The sequence below is a fragment of the Sorangium sp. So ce834 genome (genome assembly GCF_051521425.1).
Classification (GTDB): domain Bacteria; phylum Myxococcota_A; class Polyangia; order Polyangiales; family Polyangiaceae; genus Sorangium; species Sorangium cellulosum_D.
This window is the reverse complement of the sequence record NZ_CP150351.1, coordinates 4,302,417-4,319,975: the sequence shown is the minus strand read 5'-3', so window position 1 is coordinate 4,319,975 and position 17,559 is coordinate 4,302,417. Positions and strand designations below refer to the sequence as shown.

Below are 17,559 nucleotides of genomic sequence, written 5' to 3'. Positions count from 1 at the left end.
CGGCGGCTGCGAGCGCGCGCGGCGCTCGCTCAGGGCTCCGGCGAGTCGATGCGCATGAACGAGAGGGTGCGGAACGTGCGCTTGCTGAGCTTCCAGCCCGAGTTCGTCAAGACCGCCTCGTTCTCGTAGGTGCCGTGCGCGACCTGGACGCTGCTCAGCGGGTCGTAGACGTGCGTCGCGATCAGGTAGGAGGTGATCTTCGCCCGGCGGCCGCCAGGGAGGATGTCGATACGAATGTTGCTGATCAGGTGCTGCGTGCCCACATAACCGGACTCCGCGAACAGGACGTCGATGAAGTCGGCCCAGGCCTCGGCGCTGGGCACCGAGACCACCGGGGGATCGCCCGGATCGGCGCCGGCTTCCCAGATGATGACGGGGGCGTCGTTCGTGAAGCACCTCGCGTAGATCGCCTTGCCCGTCGCCAGATCACCGCGGCCGATCGCGTCGGTCCCGGCCGCGTAGCAGTACTCTAGCTGCTCGATCTCCTGCAGCGCCTTGAGCTCCGGCAGGCCGTTCGGGGGCGTGCCCTCCGCGGGCTTCGCGATCGACATGGTGACGGCGCCCGCCAGCGCGAGCGCGGAGGCCGCCGGCAAGGCGCGACGCAGAAAGCCGCTGAAACGATCGCCGTTCGTGCTCATGGAACTCACCCCTTTCGCTGGGCGCACGCAAGCTGGGCGCACGCAAGTCGCCAAGGATCAAAGATATAATCTAAATATCTTAACAAACCCAGTCAAGCACAGTTTGCCGCGAGCTTCAGAATCCGGCGCGAGGCCATCGGGACATCGGGTCATCGGGTGGGTCATCGGGTGGCAGGTTCGACGGTCGAGCTCCGCAGGTTCGGGCGCACGTGCGGGGCCGTCGCCTGCAGGGCGCTCGCCGGCGACGTCGGCGCACGCTGTCAGAGTGTCCACCTCGCGCCACCTCGCGCCGCACGGCCGGCGCGGGTGGGCCGCGCTACACGCGCGCTACGTGGCGCTGCGGCGCATGCTTCGAATGCAGTGCTCGAGCCCCTGGCGCAGCGTCGAGCGCGTCTCGATCGACGAGAGATCCACGCCGAGCCCGACGATGGTCTGGGCGATCGCCGGGTGGATCCCCGTGATGATCCCCTCGGCCCCGAGGAGCTTGATGGCCGCGGAGAGCTTCAAGAGGTGGTTCGCCGTCTCCGTGTCCATCGCCTCGATCCCCGTGAGATCGAGGATGGCATAGCGCGCCCGAGTGCGGACGACCTCGCGGAGCACGCCCTCCATCACGTCGGCGGCGCGCGTGCTGTCGAGCATGCCGACGAGGGGCAGCGTGAGCACGCGGTCCCACACCTGGATGATCGGCGTCGACAGCGCGCGGATGACCTGCTGCTGCCGCTCGATGAGCTCGAGCTTCGCGCGGAGCTCCTGCTCGGTGCGCTTCGAGGCCGTGACGTCGAGGGTGACCCCCGCGACGTGCGTGACCTCGCCGAGCTCGTTCTGGATGGGCAGATACCAGGCCTCCCAGTGGACGCCGTCGATCTCGTTCACGAAGGTCGACATCGTGCCCTCGAGCGCCTTGCGCAGGACCGCCGTGCCCGACTCCGGGTAGAGCTCGAAGATGTTGAGGCCGACGAACTGCCCCGGCTTGAGCCCCGCGGACTCGAGCCCCTTCCCGTCGTGGAGGACGAAGTCCCCTTGCGCGTCGATCGCCCACAGGCAGACGGGGAGGTGGTCGTTGATCGCCCGGAGGAGCTTGAGCTGTATCTCGTGCTTGATGCGCTCCTCGGCGTCGCGGAGCGTTCCATAGACCTCTTCCTTCTCGGGCACCCATCGCGCGGCGCACTGGAAGTACTTGAAGGATCCGTCGGCCGTCTTCAGCCGCACGTCGACCGCCACGGGCTCCGCCGCGGCGCGGACACGCCTCCACGCCTCGTCGAACGAACGCCTGTCGTCCGGGTGAACCAGGGGGCCGAGCCCCGCTGCCGACTCCCCGTCGAGGAGCTCGGCGCTCATCGCGCGCGTGAGCGCGCGGCTCGTGCGGAGCAGCGCTCCGCCCTCGCTGGCGATGAAGACCAGCTCCGTACAATGCAGGAAAAAGTCGTCGAGCGTGCTGGTCGTGCTGTCTGGCGGTGACATGTCCAGCCTGGCAGGCTACATCGATCGAGCCGTCAGTGTCGAGGATCCATGTCGAGGAGAGCCCCCTCGAAGGCCTCCCGAGCGTCCCCTCACGCTTCGCCCGCCGCGGGGCGGACCTGCGGTGTTCTGTATGCTGTCATACTCACGCAGCGACCGGCTTGGCGCGTCGGAGGGCGCGATCGCACGCCGACATCCATCGAGCGGCCGGCGTACACCATGGTGGGACAACGGCGCACTATCCCTCGCTGCCACCGCCTCGTGCCCGCCAGCCGTGGAGCGAAGACACGTACACGACAACTGTGCAGCTTCGCCGGCGCCGGCGGCCGTCGCCCACGATCGCCGGCGGAGCTCGGCAATGGGACGTGGCACGGCAGCGCCGCCGGGTGAGGCATTTTGCTCCACAGAGCGCTCGGTGAGGCGCTTTTGCGCCATGCAATGCTCGTCGGTTTATCGAGCGAGAACGGGCGCTGAGGATCATTGGCTTCGCGGCTGAGGCCGTCGGAGCGAAACAAGGCGATGACATTGCATCATGAAACCTTCTGGTTCCAGGCCATGGAAACCCGTTGCGCACGTGGTCGAGCATGGTAAGCAAAGCAGGCTTCATCGTCGTAGCCGCGCGATTAACGTCGATCCACGTCGATCACCGTCGATTGTCAAATTCCGTCGCGAGCCAGGTCGGACGAGGCCCTACGAAATCGATGCCAGGACGTCGCTTCGGCCTCGCCCGGGATGACCTTTCGGCGAGCCAACGGGCTGCCAACATGGATGAAACGATCATGAAGAGACATGGATGTTCACGGTACTTGTTGACCGGACTGGCCACGCTGGCGCTCTTCCCTGCCGGCTGCATCGACGACCCAGGCGCAGACCCGGAGGCGCTCGACACCGACGAGGCGGCCGCCGTGACGGGCGCCCCGTTGACCAGCGTCGCGTCCGGGAAATGCCTGGATGTGAAAGGGAGGAGCACCACGCCAGGGACCGGCCTGCAGATCTACACCTGCAATGGACAGGACAACCAGAGCTTCAATTTTACATCCGCCGGTGAGCTCCAGGTCTACGGCGGCACCCGGTGCGTCGAGCCGGCGAACGGCGCGACGACCGCGGGGACCAAGGCTGTGATCGCCAGTTGCAGCGGCCAGGCTCGCCAGAAATGGACGAGGAGCTCGGCCGGCGCCATCATCCACCAGCCGTCCGGGCTATGCCTGGACGTGGAGGGACGGGGGACGACCAACGGCACCGCCGTTCAGCTCTGGACCTGCAACAATCAGATGAACCAGCAATGGTCGTCGCCCGTCGAGGTCGACGATCAACCGCCGACGGCTCCGACAAACCTGACCGGCGCCGCGTCGGGGACCAGCGTGACGCTCCGGTGGACGGCGGCGACCGACAACGTCGCGGTCACGGCGTACGACGTCTACCGCAATGGCGCCAAGGTCGGCACGGTCCCCGGCACGGCCTCGAGCCCCCCGGCGACGACCTTCGTGGACAGCGGCCTCTCGTCGGCGACGGCCTACACGTACCACGTGATCGCGCTCGACGCGCAGAGCAACGCTTCGCCCGCGAGCGGCTCCACCTCGGTGACCACGGGGTCGACCTGCAGCTCGGCGGTCTGCGAGGTCGTCCAGGTCGCCACGGACACCGACCTCCCGTGGGGTCTTGTCTCGCTGCCGGACGGCACGGTCCTTTACAGCCGGAGGGACGCGGACGACATCGTCCAGCTCAACCCGAGCACCGGCGCGAAGACCTCGATCGGCACGGTGCCGAACGTCGCGGGCACGGACGGCGAAGGGGGCCTGATGGGGCTGGCCATCGCGCCGACGTTCGAGGCCGACCGCTGGCTGTACATCATGCACACGTCGTCCACGGACAACCGGATCGTGCGGATCAAGGTCGTCGGCAACCGGCTCGACACGTCGACCGAGCAGGTGCTGATCTCGGGCATCCCCCGCAACAAGTACCACAACGGCGGCCGGCTGCGGTGGGGGCCGGACGGCAAGCTCTACGCCACGACGGGCGACGCGCAGAACGGGAACCTCGCGCAGGACACGAGCAGCCTCGCCGGGAAGATCCTGCGGCTCGAGCCCGACGGCAGGGTCCCGTCGGACAACCCGTTCGGGAACTACGTGTGGAGCTACGGCCACCGGAATCCGCAGGGGCTGGCGTTCGACTCCACGGGTCGGCTCTGGGAGCAGGAGTTCGGCAACACCGTGATGGATGAGACCAACCTCATCCAGAAAGGCGGAAACTACGGCTGGCCGAACTGCGAGGGCACCGTCTCGCAAGGCGGCAGCGGGTGCAGCACGGCGGGCTACATCGCGCCAAAGCTCACGTACCGGACCGCCGAGGGGTCGTGCAGCGGGATCGCGATCGTGGACGACGTCTTCTACGCCGCGTGCCAGCGGGGGACACGGATGTACCGCGCGGTCATCAGCGGGAGCAGCCTCACCAGCGTGCAGCAGCTGTTCGTGGGCACCTACGGCCGCCTCCGCACCGTCGAGCCCACCCTCGATGGCAACCTCTGGCTGACGACGACAAACACCGGGGGCACGGACAGCGTGCCCAACAACAGCGACGAGCGGATCTTCCGCGTGATCCTCGGCAACTGAGCCTGGATCAGAACGGCGTGCCGCCGTCCTCCGGGACGATGATCGATTTCAGCGCGCCGTCCTGGCAATCCGCCTGCAGGCGGAAGCCCTTCTCGGCGTCCGACAGATCGAAGCGGTGGGTGACGATGGAATCGACGTCCACCGCCCCCTCGGCGACCATGCGGATCGCCCGCGGGTACACGTGCCCCATGCGCCGGGAGAACTTCACCTTCAGCCCCTTGCGGCGGCACAGCGCCGCCGGCAGCGCGTAGCGGTCGCCCTCGGGGATGCCCGCCAGCAGGATCCGCCCGCCGATGCGCGCGGCCTCGGCCGCGTGGTGGAAGCCGTCGGGCGAGTTCGTCGCCTCGATCACGAGATCGGCGCCCCGGCCGCCCGTCCATTCCGGGACGGCCGCGAGCGCCGGCGCCGCGTCGTGCGCGCCCAGGCGGCGCGCCGCCTCGGCCCGGTAGGCCACGGGGTCGACGGCGAAGACGCGGGCGGCGCCCGAGCGGCGCGCGAGCTGGACCAGGCCCAGGCCGATCGGCCCGCAGCCCAGCACCACCACCGTCTCCTGCAGGTGGGGCCGGGCGAGGTCGATGGCGTGAATCGCGACGCCGAGCGGCTCGAGCATCACCGCCCGGCGCACCGAGAAGCCGGCCGGGACGGGCACGACCTGATCGGGGTGCACCGCCACCCGCTCCGCCATGCCGCCATGGAGCGGCGGCGCGCCCAGAAACTCCACGAAGGGGCACAGGTTCACGTGGCCGCGCTGGCACCACTCGCAGCGGCCGCAGGAATGGGCGGGGTCGACGGCGACCAGCTGCCCCCTGGACAGGCCCAGCTCCGGATGGTCCTGGACGACCCAGCCGGCGAGCTCGTGTCCCGGCACGAAGGCGCCGTGGATCTGCGCCGAGCCGATCCCGCCCTCCAGGTAATAGTGCAGATCGCTGCCGCAGATCCCGCAGCCGGCGACCTGGATCGTCACCATGCCCTCGCGCGGCTGCGGAGCCTCGACCTCGCCGAACCGGACATCACGAACGCCGTGGATGATGGCTGCGCGCACCGCTTCACTCTTCCCTTTCGCCGCCCCGCCGGTACCCGGCCTCTCCGAGCTGAACAATTGTGCGGGCGCGAATGCGCATGTAGCTTTCCCCGTGATCGCTTGTCAACATCCGTTCCGGATCGCCGTCGGCCCGAGCGCCGGAGAGCGCGAATGACGAGCGCCGCCTGTCGACCTTCGCCAGGGAGCAGGCGCGGGCCATCGCCGCAGGCATGGAGAGCCCGGGCGGCCCCGCACCGCGGGGCGATCCCAGCGGGCCGTGGGAGGAGCCACGTCGATGCGCGATGCAATGATAAAGTAAGTTAGTCTAACTATCCTTTCGAGGACGTCGGGCCGCATGACAGGAGCTACGGTAGGGGACGCGGCGCTCGGCCTCTTCCAGTCGCAGGGCGCCGAAGAGGTTCCCGCGCTCGCCACGGGGGCCCAGCGGCTGCGCGCGGGTTGCGGGGGCGGGTTCCTGGGCCGAGCTGGACGTTCCTGCCCCCGCCCCCTGCGCCGCGAGTCTCCCGTCAGCGGATGAGGCCGTTCGCGCGGAACATCCGCTCGTAAATCGCGCGAATCACGGGCTCCTTGTGCTTGTTGTAGTCCATCACCATGCCGCTCGCCGCCGAGATCTCGGACGCAGCCGCGAGCTTCGCCCGGCGGTATAGCTCGAGATCCTCCGGGTGCTCGGTGAGCCACTGGCGGAACATGCGGTGGCGGATCACCTCCGGACAGTCGGGGCCGAAGACATGCACGTTGCTGTTCGGCTCGGCGAGCTGGAGGCACCGGTGCTCGTGCCAGTCCGGCTCGCGAATGACCAGCGTGAATCCGGCGCTCGACAGCGCGGGGACGTACGCGAGCTCGTCGGCGGGATCGGTGACGGTGAGGTCGACGTCGATCGTCGGCTTGGCGGCCAGCCCTTTCACCGAGGTCGAGCCGACGTGCTCGATCGCGAGCGCGGCGTCGCCGAGGGCGGCGCGGATCTTCCGCGCGACCACGTCGAACAGCCACGGCCAGCGCTCGTCGTAATCGACGACGGCGATCGGCGCCGGCGCCGGCGGGCCGTTCACCCACGGGTCCTGACCGGGGGCGGGCGCGTGGTGCTTCGTGATCTCCTCGGCGGTGGGCACGGCGCGAGTATAGGCGTGCCGCGCTCCGCGTCCCGCGGAAAGATCGGCTGAAGCGCTGAGCCCGCGGCGAGGGGGCGGGAGATGGGGTCCGCGCCCCCGAGGCCGCGATCAGCGATAGCGCGACGGCGCAGCGGCGAGGTAGGCCAGCAGCTCGTCCTCGTCGTCGCTGATGATGCGGTCGACGCCGTCCTCGCGGCTATGGCGCCGGACCTGCAGCGCCCCGGCGGAGGTCCCCACGAGGACGGCCACGCACCCGAAGCCGCGCGCCGCGGCGGTCCGCAGGCGCAGCGTCGCCTCTTCGAACTTCGGGTCGTTTCGCCCCGGCGCCGCGCGGATGTCCAGGAGCAGCGACATCGCGCTCCGGTGGACCGGGGCGAGCGCCGCGGTGACCTCCATGCACCGCTGCTCGATCTGCTCGAGGGAATCGAACGGCGCGGCGGTCCGCGTGACCCGCACGATCCTCGCCGTGGGATCGACGGCCACGATGAAATGGACGTTGCGCAGGACCTCGGGCATGAGCGCTCCACCATCGTACCGTGAATCCCCTGCCGCGCCGAGCCGCAGCGCCCGTTCGGACGCCCGCGCCGCGCGGCGATTACATCGAGCGCGGTCCCGGGTTCTGAGCAGCTTGGGAGTCTCCACCGCGCCCGCTCACCATGTTTGGGCCCGGCCGCTGCCGAGCACGGCGGTCATGCCCGGCGGTCGTCGCTGTGCACGGCGTGGCCATCCGCGCCCGGGCAGCCGCCCGGACCCGCGGCGCGGCGCGTGGCATCCTCCGTGCTCGCGCCGCAGCCGTGGCGCCGGCGCTCGTCGCCGCGTCGGCGGGGAGGTCGCATGCCGCTGCGGATCGAGGACTATGCGCTGCTCGGGGACACACAGACCGCGGCGCTGGTCGGGCGCGACGGCTCCATCGACTGGCTGTGCCTGCCGCGCTTCGATTCGGCCGCCTGCTTCGCCGCCCTGCTCGGCGCGCCGGAGCACGGCCGCTTCCGGATCGCGCCGAAGGACCCGGCGCCCCGCGTCGCGCGCCGCTACCGCGAGGGCACGCTCGTGCTCGAGACCGAGTTCACCACGGCCGAAGGCGCGGTGCGGCTCGTGGACTGCATGCCGCTGCGCGGGAGGGCGCCCGACGTCGTGCGCGTCGTCGAGGGCGTGCGCGGCCGGGTCCCGGTCTCCCTCGAGCTCGTCATTCGCTTCGACTACGGCTCGATCGTGCCCTGGGTGCGCTCGATTGGCGGCGCGCTGCGCGCGGTGGCCGGGCCCGACGCGCTGATCCTGCGTGCGGGGGTGCCGGTCCGCGGCGCGGGGCTCTCCACGGTCGCCGACTTCGACGTCCACGAGGGGCAGCGCATCCCCTTCGTGCTCACGTGGCACCCGTCGCACGAGCCGCCGCCCGAGGCGCTCGACGCCGAGCGCGAGGTGAAGAGCACCGAGGCGTGGTGGCGCGCCTGGTCGAGCCGCTGCGCCCACGCCGGACCGTGGAGGGAAGCGGTCGTCTCGTCGCTGGTCGCGCTCAAGGCGCTCACCCACGCGCCCACCGGCGGGCTCGTCGCGGCGCCGACGACCTCGCTCCCCGAGCGGATCGGCGGCGTGCGCAACTGGGACTACCGCTACTGCTGGCTGCGCGACGCGACCCTCACGCTCTACGCGCTGCTGCTCGGCGGCTACAGCGAGGAGGCCGCCGCCTGGCGCGACTGGCTCCTGCGCGCCATCGCCGGCGACCCCTCGAAGCTCCAGATCCTCTACGGCGTCGCGGGCGAGCGGCGCCTCCGCGAGATCGAGCTCCCCTGGCTGCCGGGCTACGAGGGCTCGCGGCCGGTGCGCGCCGGCAACGCCGCGGTCTCGCAGCTCCAGCTCGATGTCTACGGCGAGGTGATGGACACGATGTACCAGGCGCGCCGCTCCGGCCTCGCGCCGGAGCCGGACGCCTGGCGCCTGCAGCGCAAGCTGATGGACTTCCTCGAGTCGAGCTGGCGCCGGCCCGACGAGGGCATCTGGGAGGTGCGGGGCGGGCCGCGCCCGTTCACCTACTCGCGGGTGATGGCCTGGGTCGCGTTCGATCGCGCCGTGAAGACCGTGGAGCAGCTCGGGCTGGAAGGCCCGGTCGACCGCTGGCGCGCGCTGCGCGACGCGGTGCACGCCGAGGTGTGCGAGAAGGGGTTCGACCGGGGCCGGGGCGCGTTCACGCAGTCGTACGGCAGCCAGGAGCTCGACGCGAGCGCGCTGCTCATCCCGCTCGTGGGCTTCCTCCCGCCGGACGACCCGCGCGTCGTGGGCACGGTGCGCGCGATCGAGCGCGAGCTCCTGCGCGCGGGCTTCGTGCTCCGCTACCTGAACGGCCCGGCGGGGACGGCCGACGGCCTGCCCGGCGGCGAGGGGGTGTTCCTCGCGTGCAGCTTCTGGCTGGCGGACTGCTATGCCCTCATGGGCCGCGCCGCCGAGGCGCGGGCGCTCTACGAGCGGCTGCTCGCCCTGCGCAACGACGTCGGCCTGCTCTCGGAGGAGTACGACCCCGCGAGCGAGCGGCTGCTCGGGAACTTCCCCCAGGCGTTCAGCCATCTGGCGCTGGTCGACACCGCGTTCAATCTTGCCCTGGACCGCGCAGGGCCCGCGGCCCATCGATCTCGTTGAGGCTCAAAAGAAAGGAGAGCTCGATGCGCGCAATCACGGTCGAGCCCGGCAAGCCGAGCTCCGGGCGCCTGGAAGACATCCCCGAGCCGCCGAGCGCGCACGGGTCGGTGCTGGTCAAGACGCTCGCCGTCGGCGTGTGCGGCACGGACGTCGAGATCGTGAGCGGCGGTTACGGGTGGGCGCCGCCGGGCAAGGCGCGGCTCGTGATCGGGCACGAGTCGCTCGGCGAGGTGCTCGAGGCGCCGCCCGGGAGCGGGCTCGACCGGGGGGACTGGGTGGTGGGGATCGTGCGCCGCCCCGACCCGGTCCCGTGCGCGAGCTGCGCGGTGGGCGAGTGGGACATGTGCCGCAACGGCCGCTACACCGAGCGCGGCATCAAGGAGATCGACGGCTACGCCTCGGAGCGGTACCGCATCGAGCCCGAGTTCGCGGTGGTCGTCGACAAGAAGCTCGGCGAGCGCGGCGTGCTGCTCGAGCCGGCGAGCGTCGTGGCCAAGGCGTGGGACCAGATCGAGCGCATCGGCGCGCGGACGACCTGGAAGCCGCGGAGCGCGCTCGTCACCGGGGCGGGCCCCATCGGCCTGCTCGCGGCGCTGCTCGGCGTGGAGCGCGGCCTCGAGGTGCGCGTGCTCGACCGGGTGACCGAGGGGCCGAAGCCCGGCCTCGTGCGCGACCTCGGGGCGACGTACCACGCGAGCAGCGTGCGGGAGGCCGGGGCGGGCGTGGACGTGGTCATCGAGTGCACGGGCGTCGGGCGGCTCATCTACGACGCGATGCAGATCGTGGCGCCGGTCGGCCTCGTGTGCCTCGCCGGCGTGTCGTCGGGCGGGCGGACGCTCCCGGTCGACGTGCAGGGCCTGAACCGCGAGATGGTGCTCGAGAACACGGTCGTCTTCGGCACGGTCAACGCGAACCGGCGGCACTACGAGGCGGCCGCCGCGTCGCTCGCCCGGGCGGATCAAGGCTGGCTCGACCGCCTCCTCACCCGCCGCGTCCCGCTCGACCGCTGGGCCGAGGCGCTCGTGCGAAAGCCGGCGGACGTGAAGCCCATCATCGCCTTCGCGTGAGCGCGCCGGCGCCGCCGGAGGAGGGACCTCTCGGGCCCGCGGAACAGGGGTCTTTATGGATGATCACTCGATGCCGCAGTCGGGCGCCGAGCTCGGGTCGGCGACCCACGCCGCGAGGCGCGCGGTCCCGGCGTCGCCCCACGCGTCGTGCGCCAGCCGATTGAGCCGGCACCACTCATGGCGTGTCTGCTGGACCGCGAGCGACTTCGCCGCGAGGTGCTGCGCCGTGCGATCCGTCAATGAGGTCTTGTCCTTGCTGAGCTCGTCGTGCGTCATCGCGACCGGAGGCGGACAGTAGTTCCCCGGCTCGTACTCGACCGTACCCGAGACGAGGCCATATTTATTCGTCCGCTGGACCCGGACCGTCACGATGGCGTACTCCGGGTACGGGGCGTCGGCGTGGCGCGTCACCGCCGCCCGCTTCGGCTTGTCGCCCTGCACGACGATGAAGCCCGTCGACGGGATCGCGGAGTACGGCGCGAGCGCGGGGAAAGCGGTGAGCGACTGGTCCACGAGGACGTCGCCGCCGAGCTCGACCCAGTTCGTGTGTGCGTAGAAGTCCTGCACCGCGTGAAGCGAACGCCCGAAGGCCAGCATGGCCAGGGCATCCCCATCCAGGAGCGGGATGCCCGGGCCCAGCGCGCGCACCGCCTCGGCTTGCTTCGCGGCGACGAAGGCGGCGCCTCCGCTGAAGTTGCAGTCATCGAAATGGGCGGTATTGCTGAAATGGTACGCGACGTCCGTGGACACGTTTCCGACCTTCAGTGCGGTGAGCACGGAAGGCTTCAGGAACGACAGCGCGGTGACGGTGATCTCTTCGTGGTTCGGCTCACCGGGCGCCGTCGAGAATGCATCGGCGCTCTCGTCGAGCGCCTCCGCGATTTCAGCTTCGCCGACGCAGCCGAGCGTCAGCGTGAGACCCATGATTGCCAGTCCGAGAGAGGTGTGTCGATGCATGTTCCGTGAGATTGCAAGTCACGATCCAGGCGTGCGAGCTGAGCGTCTGTTGAAAGAAACGCACGAGAGGGGTTTGCAACGACGCGCAGCGCCCCATGAGGACATGTCATCACGTGTCGTTACCTTTCGCGCGCGGGCTGCACGCGCGCCCCACTGAGACAATTCGCCACGTGCTTTGCTCAGGGAGCGTGTTGGTCGAGACACTCCAGGGACATCTGGCCGGCGCGATGGCGCGATGGCCAGATGGCGAGGGAGATCCGAGCGCCGGCCGCGCTCGACCTGCGGATTGCCTGCGGATCGAGATGACGCCCGCGGGTTGTGAGAGCCAGCGCGGGCTCCAGCCCCGGACGCCCTCCGCCGCCCTGCGCCGGTCTCCTTGACACGGCGGGGCGTTCGTCAGCTACGCTACGGTTCCACGATGACCAGGGGCGGTAGGCAATTCCGTGAGCTGGGTTGCGCGATGGCCCACGGACTGGCCGGGTGGCTCGCGCTGATCGCCGCCAGCTGGATTCGCCACTGGACCACCAACGCCGCAGGGCCGATCCCGACCGCCCCGTGGGTGGCCGGGGCGCTCGTGGCGACCGCGATCGCGGTGTACGCCCGCAACCTCGCGCAGAGCCCCGGTCGTCTCGCCTTTGCTGCGCTCCGGACGGCTGCCCATCTGCTGTTCGGCATGGGGGCACCGGCGGCGGCGTTGCTCATGGCCCTCCTCGCCGCCCCCCACGGGATGTCGGCGCTCCCCCGGCTCGGTCTCCCGCTCCTAGCGCTATGGACGGCAGCGATTGTGGGTCACGTTCTTCTCTGGTTCATCATCGTTCCGCGCGACTCCACCCAGACCGCGCCGGACCGGCCGAACGCAACGTCCTGACCTGCATGGTGGAGAGGCACCGCTCCCCGGTGGAAGCGCTGGAGCTCGCGTGCGGCCCGTGGTTCGGCCGAGGGAAGGGCAGCGCATGAGCGCGGCGTTCAGACCCGCCAACTACCGAGACGTGGGTGAAATGCTCGGGCTCTGGTTCGACGTGTCGCCGATCCCTGCGGGCTGGCTGCTCCGCGGCGGGCGCTTCGATCTCATGACGACGCCCGGCGATCTCGGCTCGCCCGGTACGATCCTGAACCTCCGACGCGGCCCCGATCCTGCGCATCTCCCGGGCGTCAGGTACGTACATGTCGCCGCGGAGGATGACCTCGAGAACTACGACACCCGGCAGCGCCGGGTGAGGAGCTGGCTCGGCAAGGCCCTCTCCGTGCTCGCGACTCCCGATCTCGCGTGGCCGGTCTACGTCCACTGCACGTCGGGAAGAGACCGGACCGGCGTCGTCATCGCGGCGGCGCTCCTCGCGATCGGCGTGCCACGGCAGGTCGTCGCGGAGGAGTACATGCTCAGCGACGGCGCCGACCCGATCGCGATCGATCGGGCCATCGACGGTATCCTGGACTGGCTGCCGCCGACCGAATTCGACCCGACGAGGCTGCGGGCCGCGCTCGCCTCGGGCGGACGCGGCCGAGCCGGCTGAATCGACGGCGAGCCCGGGGCAGCGCTACGGCAAGGCGAACGCGAACAGCGTGTTGCCCGGCGTGCCGATCCCGAAGCTCTCGTAGCCGCTCCCCCAGTACACCGTGCCGCGCGCCACCGCCGGCCCGGCGCTGACCGAGCCGTCGGCCGGACGGCTCCAGAGGATCGCGCCCGTCGCGGCGCTCAGGGCGTGCACGTTGCCGCTCATCGAGCCGGCGTAGAGCACGCCGTTCGCGACCGTCAACGGCCCCCGATCCTGCGCGCCCGGCGTGGGATCGGGCGTCTGCCACAGGATGTCGCCCGTGGCGGCGTCGAGCGCGCTCCACGATCCCCACGAGACGACCTGGCCGGAGGGCTGCAGCGTGTACTCGACCCCACCGTTGTTGCCGATCGGCACGTAGATCCGGCTCTCGTCCACGGCGACTCCCCACATGATGCCGCCGAGCTCCCCGCCGGGGCCGACCAGCGTGCTCCACACCACGCTCCCGTCGTCCCGGTCGAGCGCCCAGAAGATGCCGCTCTTCTGGCCGGCGCCGACAAGATCGCGGCGCGCCGCCCCCGCGCCGGCCGAGAACAGCGTCGCGCCCGTGCCGAAGTCGTAATCCGGGCCCGCCGGATCAGGGCACCAGTCGCCGCCGAAGTAGCACGCCCCCGTCCAGGCATCGAAGCCCTGGAGCCGCCGCGCCCACTTCAGCGCGCCGGTGTCGAGGTCGAGCGCGAGGACGGCGTCGATATAGTTGTCGGCCGGGAGGCAGGCCTCTACGGCGAGGGCGTCGTCGCCGGCCGCCTCCACGCACGCGGAGACGGCCGGAGGCACGGTGTAGTTGTTGCCGGTGGTCACGTACAAGGTGCGACGCCCGAGGTCGATCGCGGGCGCGCCCCCCCAGACGGCGCCGCCGGTGAAACCGGCGGGGACCAAGTAGCGCTGCCAGAGCACCTCCCCGGTCACCGCGTCGAGCGCCACCACGCTGCCGCGGAACGAGCAGCACGGATACGCGTTGTCCGCCGCGAAGAGCTCCTCGCGCGAGGAGACGCCCACGTACACGCGCCCGCCGTGCACGACGGGAGACTGCGTGATGATCGCCGCCGGGTGCGGGTCGAGCTGCGTCTTCCACAGGAGATCGCCGGTGCGGCTGTCCACGGCGAGCATGTGCGCGCCGGCCTGGGTGCCGACGAACAGCATGTGGCCGTGGAGCGCGGGGCTCGTGCGCGAGACCGCGTCCGCCGTGCCCGTGAGGCTCGGGATCGCGCGCGTCCAGATCGGGACCCCGGTCTCGGCGTCGAGCTTGTACAGGTTGCCGCCCCCGTCCGGAAAGTACACCGCGCCGTGGTCGACGGCCGGCGTCGCGGGGACGATGCCAGTCGTCGTGAAGGCCCACTTCACGGAGAGCGAGCCGACGTTCGCCGGCCCGATCTCGCGCTCGTCGGACGCGTGGTGCGTGTTGGCGAGATCCTTGCCGTAAACCGTCCAGCGCCCGGCGCCCGTGCCCATGGCGGTGCGACCCTGGACGACATAGAGCACGGCGAGACATGCGGCGGCCGCGACCGCGGACCGCGCCCAGAAGATGCGCTTCATGATGATCCTCCTGGGGCATCGAGGTGAGCGGCGATCGGCGGCCCGGCACGCCCGTTCCATCCTCGCTGCAACAAGACACCCCGGACATACGTCACGCGGAATCGAGCTGCGTGTCAATCGGATAGAGAGGATGGCCGAAGCACCCGTGACATGGCCCAGATCCGGTTACCGCGACGCAGGTTTGAGCACCTCGGGACAATCGACCAGACGCGTGGTCATCGTTGTAGGGAAAGAGGCAGCGAGTGCTAAACATCGGCCCGTGACCTCACCCCTGCTCTCGCCTTTCTCCTTCCCGAACGGCCTCACCGCCAGGAACCGCGTCTGGCTCGCCCCGCTCACGAACGGGCAAAGCCACGACGACGGCTCCCTGGGCGACGACGAGCTCCGCTGGCTCTCCTGCCGCGCGCAAGGCGGCTTCGGCGTGGTCGAGACCTGCGCCGCCCACGTCGCCGAGGACGGCCATGCCTGGAAGGGCGAGCTCGGCGTCTTCGCCGACCGGCTCTTGCCCGGCCTGCGCCGGCTCGCGGCCGCGATCGCCGCCCCCGGCGCGCTGGGCCTCGTCCAGCTCTTTCACGGCGGCCTCCGCGCCAATCCGCAGGTGTCCGGCCTGCCCACGTGGAGCGCCAGCGCCGTCGCCGAGCCGGACCTGCCCGTCCCCCGCGCCGCCACCGAGCAAGACATCCTCGCCGTGATCGACCGCTTCCGCGACGCCGCGGCGCGGGCGCTCCTCGCCGGCTTCGCGGGCGTCGAGCTGCACGGCGCGCACGGCTACCTCCTCGGCCAGTTCCTGTCCGCCACCCAGAACCGCCGCACGGATCGCTGGGGCGGCGCGTGGGAGAACCGGGCGCGCCTGCTGCGCGAGACCCTCCGGGCGGTCCGCGCCGCGGTGCCCGCGTCCTTCGTGGTCGGCGTGCGCCTGTCGCCCGAGGACTGGGGCCAGGCCAAGGGGCTCGACCTCGACGAGAACCTCGAGCTCGCCCGCTGGCTCGTCGAGGACGGCGCCGACTTCCTCCACCTCTCGCTGTGGGACGCGAGCAAGCCTTCGCGGAAGCGCCCGGACGCGCACCCGCTGCCGCTGTTCCGCGAGGCGGTGGGGGCGAGCCTGCCGCTCGTGGTCGCCGGCGGCGTCTGGACGCGCGCCGAGGCCGAGGCGCTCCTCGACAAGGGCGCCACCGCGGTCGCGCTGGGGCGCGCCGGCATCGCCAACCCCGACTGGCCGCAGCGGATCGCCGATCCCACCTGGGAGCCGCGGCGGCCGCCGCTCACGCGCGCCGAGCTGCTCGAGCGCGGCGTCTCCGAGACCTTCGCCGGGTACCTGCGGCGATGGAAGGGCTTCGTGGCCGACTGAGGGGCCGCCCCGCTCACGTCCCGCAGAACGTGTACTGCACGCGCTCTTCCAGCTGCGGGGGCTCGCTCAGGTGGGCGAGCTCCGGCTGATCCTCGTACGGTCGCTCGAGCACCCGCACGAACGTCTCGAAGGGCTCGAAATCGCCGCGGACCGCCGCCTGGATGAGCGCCTCGATCCGGTGGTTGCGCGGGATGAACGCGGGGTTGACGAGCCGCATCGCCCGCGCGCGCGCTCCGCCGTCGACGTCCTCCCTGGCGAGCCGCCGGCGCCACGCCTCGGCCCAGTCGCGGAAGGCGCCGGGCTCCGCGAACAGCGAGGCCACCTGCGCGTCGGCGGCCGGGTCCTCCGCCGACGCGCACAGCCGGCGAAAGAAGAGCGTGTAATCGACGCCGTTCGACGCGAGCCGTTCCAGCAGATCGGCGGCGAGCGCGAGGTCGTCGTCCTCCTCGCGCGCGAGCCCCAGCTTCGCCCGCAGGACGCGCTCGTGCGCCTCCACGAACAGGCCGGTGAAGCGCTGCACGCGCTCGGTCGCCAGGCGGACGGCCTCGTCCTTGTCGTCGGCGAGGAGCGGCAGGAGCGCCTCGGCGAGCCGCAGCATGTTCCACTGGGCGATGCCCGGCTGGTTCCCGAAGGCGTAGCGGCCGCCGCGATCGATCGAGCTGAACTTCTTCTCGGGATCGTACTCGTCGAGGAACGCGCACGGCCCGTAGTCGATGGTCTCGCCGGAGATCGAGGTGTTGTCGGTGTTCATCACGCCGTGCACGAAGCCGACGCCCAGCCAGCGCGCGACGAGGCTCGCCTGCGCCTCGATGACGCGATCGAGCAGCGCCAGCGCGTCGTTGCCGCTGCCCGCCGCCTCGGGGTAGTGCCGGGCGAGCGCGTACGACGCCAGGGTGGAGAGCGCCTCGCGGTCGCCGCGCGCGGCGAAGAACTGGAACGTGCCCACGCGGAGGTGGCTCGCGGCCACGCGCGTGAGCACCGCGCCCGGGAGCACCTCCTCGCGGAAGACCGGCTCGCCCGTGGTCACGGCGGCGAGCGCGCGCGTCGTCGGCACGCCGAGCGCCGCCATGGCCTCGCTCACGACGTACTCGCGCAGCACCGGCCCGAGCGCGGCGCGCCCGTCTCCGCCGCGCGAGAACGGCGTCCGCCCCGCGCCCTTGAGCTGGATGTCGCGCCGCTTGCCGTCCTTGCCGACGACCTCGCCGAGCAGGATGGCCCGGCCGTCCCCGAGCTGATTCACGAAGCTGCCGAACTGGTGCCCCGCGTACGCGAGCGCGATCGGCTCCGCGCCCTCGGGCAGCGCGTTGCCCGAGAGCACCTCTGCCCCCTGCGCGGACGCGAGCTGCTCCGCGTCGAGCCCGAGCACCTCCGCGAGCGCGCGGTTGACCTTCACGACGCGCGGCTCGCGGACCTTGGCGGGGGAGACGCGCGCGTAGAACCGGTCCGGGAGCCGGGCGTAGGTGTTGTCGAAGGCGAGCTTCATCGGGGAGCCTCGGGGCGGGTGGGGGCCAGCAGCGTCCTCGGAGGCGTCGCTCTGCCGGCGTCTGCCGAGGTTCTACTGCAATCCGCGCCCTCGCGCCGCCCCGCAAACGGGCGATCGCGGCGGCGCCG

The 17,559-nt window shown here is 71.2% G+C and carries 14 protein-coding genes; 6 read left to right on the top strand and 8 right to left on the bottom strand.

What is annotated here, in order from left to right; genetic code table 11:
* Positions 1–29: 29 nt before the first annotated feature.
* Together WMF20_RS15780 and WMF20_RS15775 are read right to left on the bottom strand one after the other, a co-directional pair.
* A complete protein-coding gene (locus WMF20_RS15780; protein ID WP_437614486.1) occupies positions 30–638 on the bottom strand; it encodes a nuclear transport factor 2 family protein in 609 nt (202 codons plus the stop codon).
* A gap of 327 nt (positions 639–965) precedes the next feature.
* Complete coding sequence (locus WMF20_RS15775; protein ID WP_437614484.1) at positions 966–2,099, bottom strand: STAS domain-containing protein; 1,134 nt, start codon at positions 2,097–2,099, stop codon at positions 966–968.
* Between the two features lie 776 nt (positions 2,100–2,875).
* Between WMF20_RS15775 and WMF20_RS15770 the strand changes: the two genes are divergently transcribed.
* The gene (locus WMF20_RS15770; RefSeq protein ID WP_437614482.1) at positions 2,876–4,705 is read left to right on the top strand and encodes a PQQ-dependent sugar dehydrogenase; all 1,830 of its coding nucleotides are present in this window, start codon (positions 2,876–2,878) and stop codon (positions 4,703–4,705) included.
* A gap of 7 nt (positions 4,706–4,712) precedes the next feature.
* Here the strand turns inward: WMF20_RS15770 and WMF20_RS15765 are convergent, their stop codons facing one another.
* The 3 genes from WMF20_RS15765 to WMF20_RS15755 form a co-directional block, all read right to left on the bottom strand.
* Positions 4,713–5,747 (bottom strand): zinc-dependent alcohol dehydrogenase, encoded by a 1,035-nt coding sequence (locus tag WMF20_RS15765; RefSeq protein ID WP_437614480.1) that lies wholly within the window; start codon positions 5,745–5,747, stop codon positions 4,713–4,715.
* Between the two features lie 506 nt (positions 5,748–6,253).
* Complete coding sequence (locus tag WMF20_RS15760; protein WP_437614478.1) at positions 6,254–6,856, bottom strand: GrpB family protein; 603 nt, start codon at positions 6,854–6,856, stop codon at positions 6,254–6,256.
* A gap of 108 nt (positions 6,857–6,964) precedes the next feature.
* Positions 6,965–7,372, bottom strand: coding sequence for a hypothetical protein (locus WMF20_RS15755; protein WP_437614476.1), 408 nt, complete (start codon positions 7,370–7,372; stop codon positions 6,965–6,967).
* 318 nt (positions 7,373–7,690) lie between these two features.
* On the opposite strand from WMF20_RS15755, the gene WMF20_RS15750 reads away from it, so the two are divergent.
* Both WMF20_RS15750 and WMF20_RS15745 read left to right on the top strand, forming a co-directional pair.
* On the top strand, positions 7,691–9,487 hold the full coding sequence (locus WMF20_RS15750) for a glycoside hydrolase family 15 protein (protein WP_437614474.1): 1,797 nt from the start codon (positions 7,691–7,693) through the stop codon (positions 9,485–9,487).
* A 23-nt stretch (positions 9,488–9,510) separates the two neighbouring features.
* Positions 9,511–10,554 (top strand): glucose 1-dehydrogenase, encoded by a 1,044-nt coding sequence (locus WMF20_RS15745; protein ID WP_437614472.1) that lies wholly within the window; start codon positions 9,511–9,513, stop codon positions 10,552–10,554.
* A gap of 63 nt (positions 10,555–10,617) precedes the next feature.
* Here WMF20_RS15745 and WMF20_RS15740 read toward each other — a convergent pair whose 3' ends face one another.
* Complete coding sequence (locus WMF20_RS15740) at positions 10,618–11,478, bottom strand: hypothetical protein (RefSeq protein WP_437614470.1); 861 nt, start codon at positions 11,476–11,478, stop codon at positions 10,618–10,620.
* Positions 11,479–11,971: 493 nt separating this feature from the next.
* Between WMF20_RS15740 and WMF20_RS15735 the strand changes: the two genes are divergently transcribed.
* A complete protein-coding gene (locus tag WMF20_RS15735) occupies positions 11,972–12,379 on the top strand; it encodes a hypothetical protein (RefSeq protein ID WP_437614468.1) in 408 nt (135 codons plus the stop codon).
* Positions 12,380–12,464: 85 nt separating this feature from the next.
* Positions 12,465–13,025, top strand: a complete 561-nt coding sequence (locus WMF20_RS15730; RefSeq protein WP_437614466.1) for a tyrosine-protein phosphatase — start codon at positions 12,465–12,467, stop codon at positions 13,023–13,025.
* Positions 13,026–13,049: 24 nt separating this feature from the next.
* On the opposite strand, the gene WMF20_RS15725 is transcribed toward WMF20_RS15730, so the two are convergent.
* Entirely contained in the window at positions 13,050–14,600 is a 1,551-nt protein-coding gene (locus tag WMF20_RS15725) for an outer membrane protein assembly factor BamB family protein (protein WP_437614464.1), read from the bottom strand.
* A gap of 259 nt (positions 14,601–14,859) precedes the next feature.
* On the opposite strand from WMF20_RS15725, the gene WMF20_RS15720 reads away from it, so the two are divergent.
* Positions 14,860–15,948 carry a HisA/HisF-related TIM barrel protein gene (locus WMF20_RS15720; RefSeq protein ID WP_437614462.1) on the top strand — a complete coding sequence of 363 codons (1,089 nt, stop codon included), beginning with the start codon at positions 14,860–14,862 and terminating at the stop codon, positions 15,946–15,948.
* 13 nt (positions 15,949–15,961) lie between these two features.
* Here the strand turns inward: WMF20_RS15720 and WMF20_RS15715 are convergent, their stop codons facing one another.
* Positions 15,962–17,431 carry a protein adenylyltransferase SelO gene (locus WMF20_RS15715; protein ID WP_437614460.1) on the bottom strand — a complete coding sequence of 490 codons (1,470 nt, stop codon included), beginning with the start codon at positions 17,429–17,431 and terminating at the stop codon, positions 15,962–15,964.
* Positions 17,432–17,559 lie beyond the last annotated feature (128 nt).

What these genes read in the sequence shown, in the direction of transcription:
- WMF20_RS15780 (WP_437614486.1), bottom strand. Translation starts at nt 638, where the DNA reads ATGAGCACGAACGGCGATCGTTTCAGCGGCTTTCTGCGTCGCGCCTTG.
- WMF20_RS15775 (WP_437614484.1), bottom strand. Translation starts at nt 2,099, where the DNA reads ATGTCACCGCCAGACAGCACGACCAGCACGCTCGACGACTTTTTCCTG.
- WMF20_RS15770 (WP_437614482.1), top strand. Translation starts at nt 2,876, where the DNA reads ATGAAGAGACATGGATGTTCACGGTACTTGTTGACCGGACTGGCCACG.
- WMF20_RS15755 (WP_437614476.1), bottom strand. Translation starts at nt 7,372, where the DNA reads ATGCCCGAGGTCCTGCGCAACGTCCATTTCATCGTGGCCGTCGATCCC.
- WMF20_RS15750 (WP_437614474.1), top strand. Translation starts at nt 7,691, where the DNA reads ATGCCGCTGCGGATCGAGGACTATGCGCTGCTCGGGGACACACAGACC.
- WMF20_RS15745 (WP_437614472.1), top strand. Translation starts at nt 9,511, where the DNA reads ATGCGCGCAATCACGGTCGAGCCCGGCAAGCCGAGCTCCGGGCGCCTG.
- WMF20_RS15740 (WP_437614470.1), bottom strand. Translation starts at nt 11,478, where the DNA reads ATGGGTCTCACGCTGACGCTCGGCTGCGTCGGCGAAGCTGAAATCGCG.
- WMF20_RS15735 (WP_437614468.1), top strand. Translation starts at nt 11,972, where the DNA reads ATGGCCCACGGACTGGCCGGGTGGCTCGCGCTGATCGCCGCCAGCTGG.
- WMF20_RS15730 (WP_437614466.1), top strand. Translation starts at nt 12,465, where the DNA reads ATGAGCGCGGCGTTCAGACCCGCCAACTACCGAGACGTGGGTGAAATG.
- WMF20_RS15725 (WP_437614464.1), bottom strand. Translation starts at nt 14,600, where the DNA reads ATGAAGCGCATCTTCTGGGCGCGGTCCGCGGTCGCGGCCGCCGCATGT.
- WMF20_RS15715 (WP_437614460.1), bottom strand. Translation starts at nt 17,431, where the DNA reads ATGAAGCTCGCCTTCGACAACACCTACGCCCGGCTCCCGGACCGGTTC.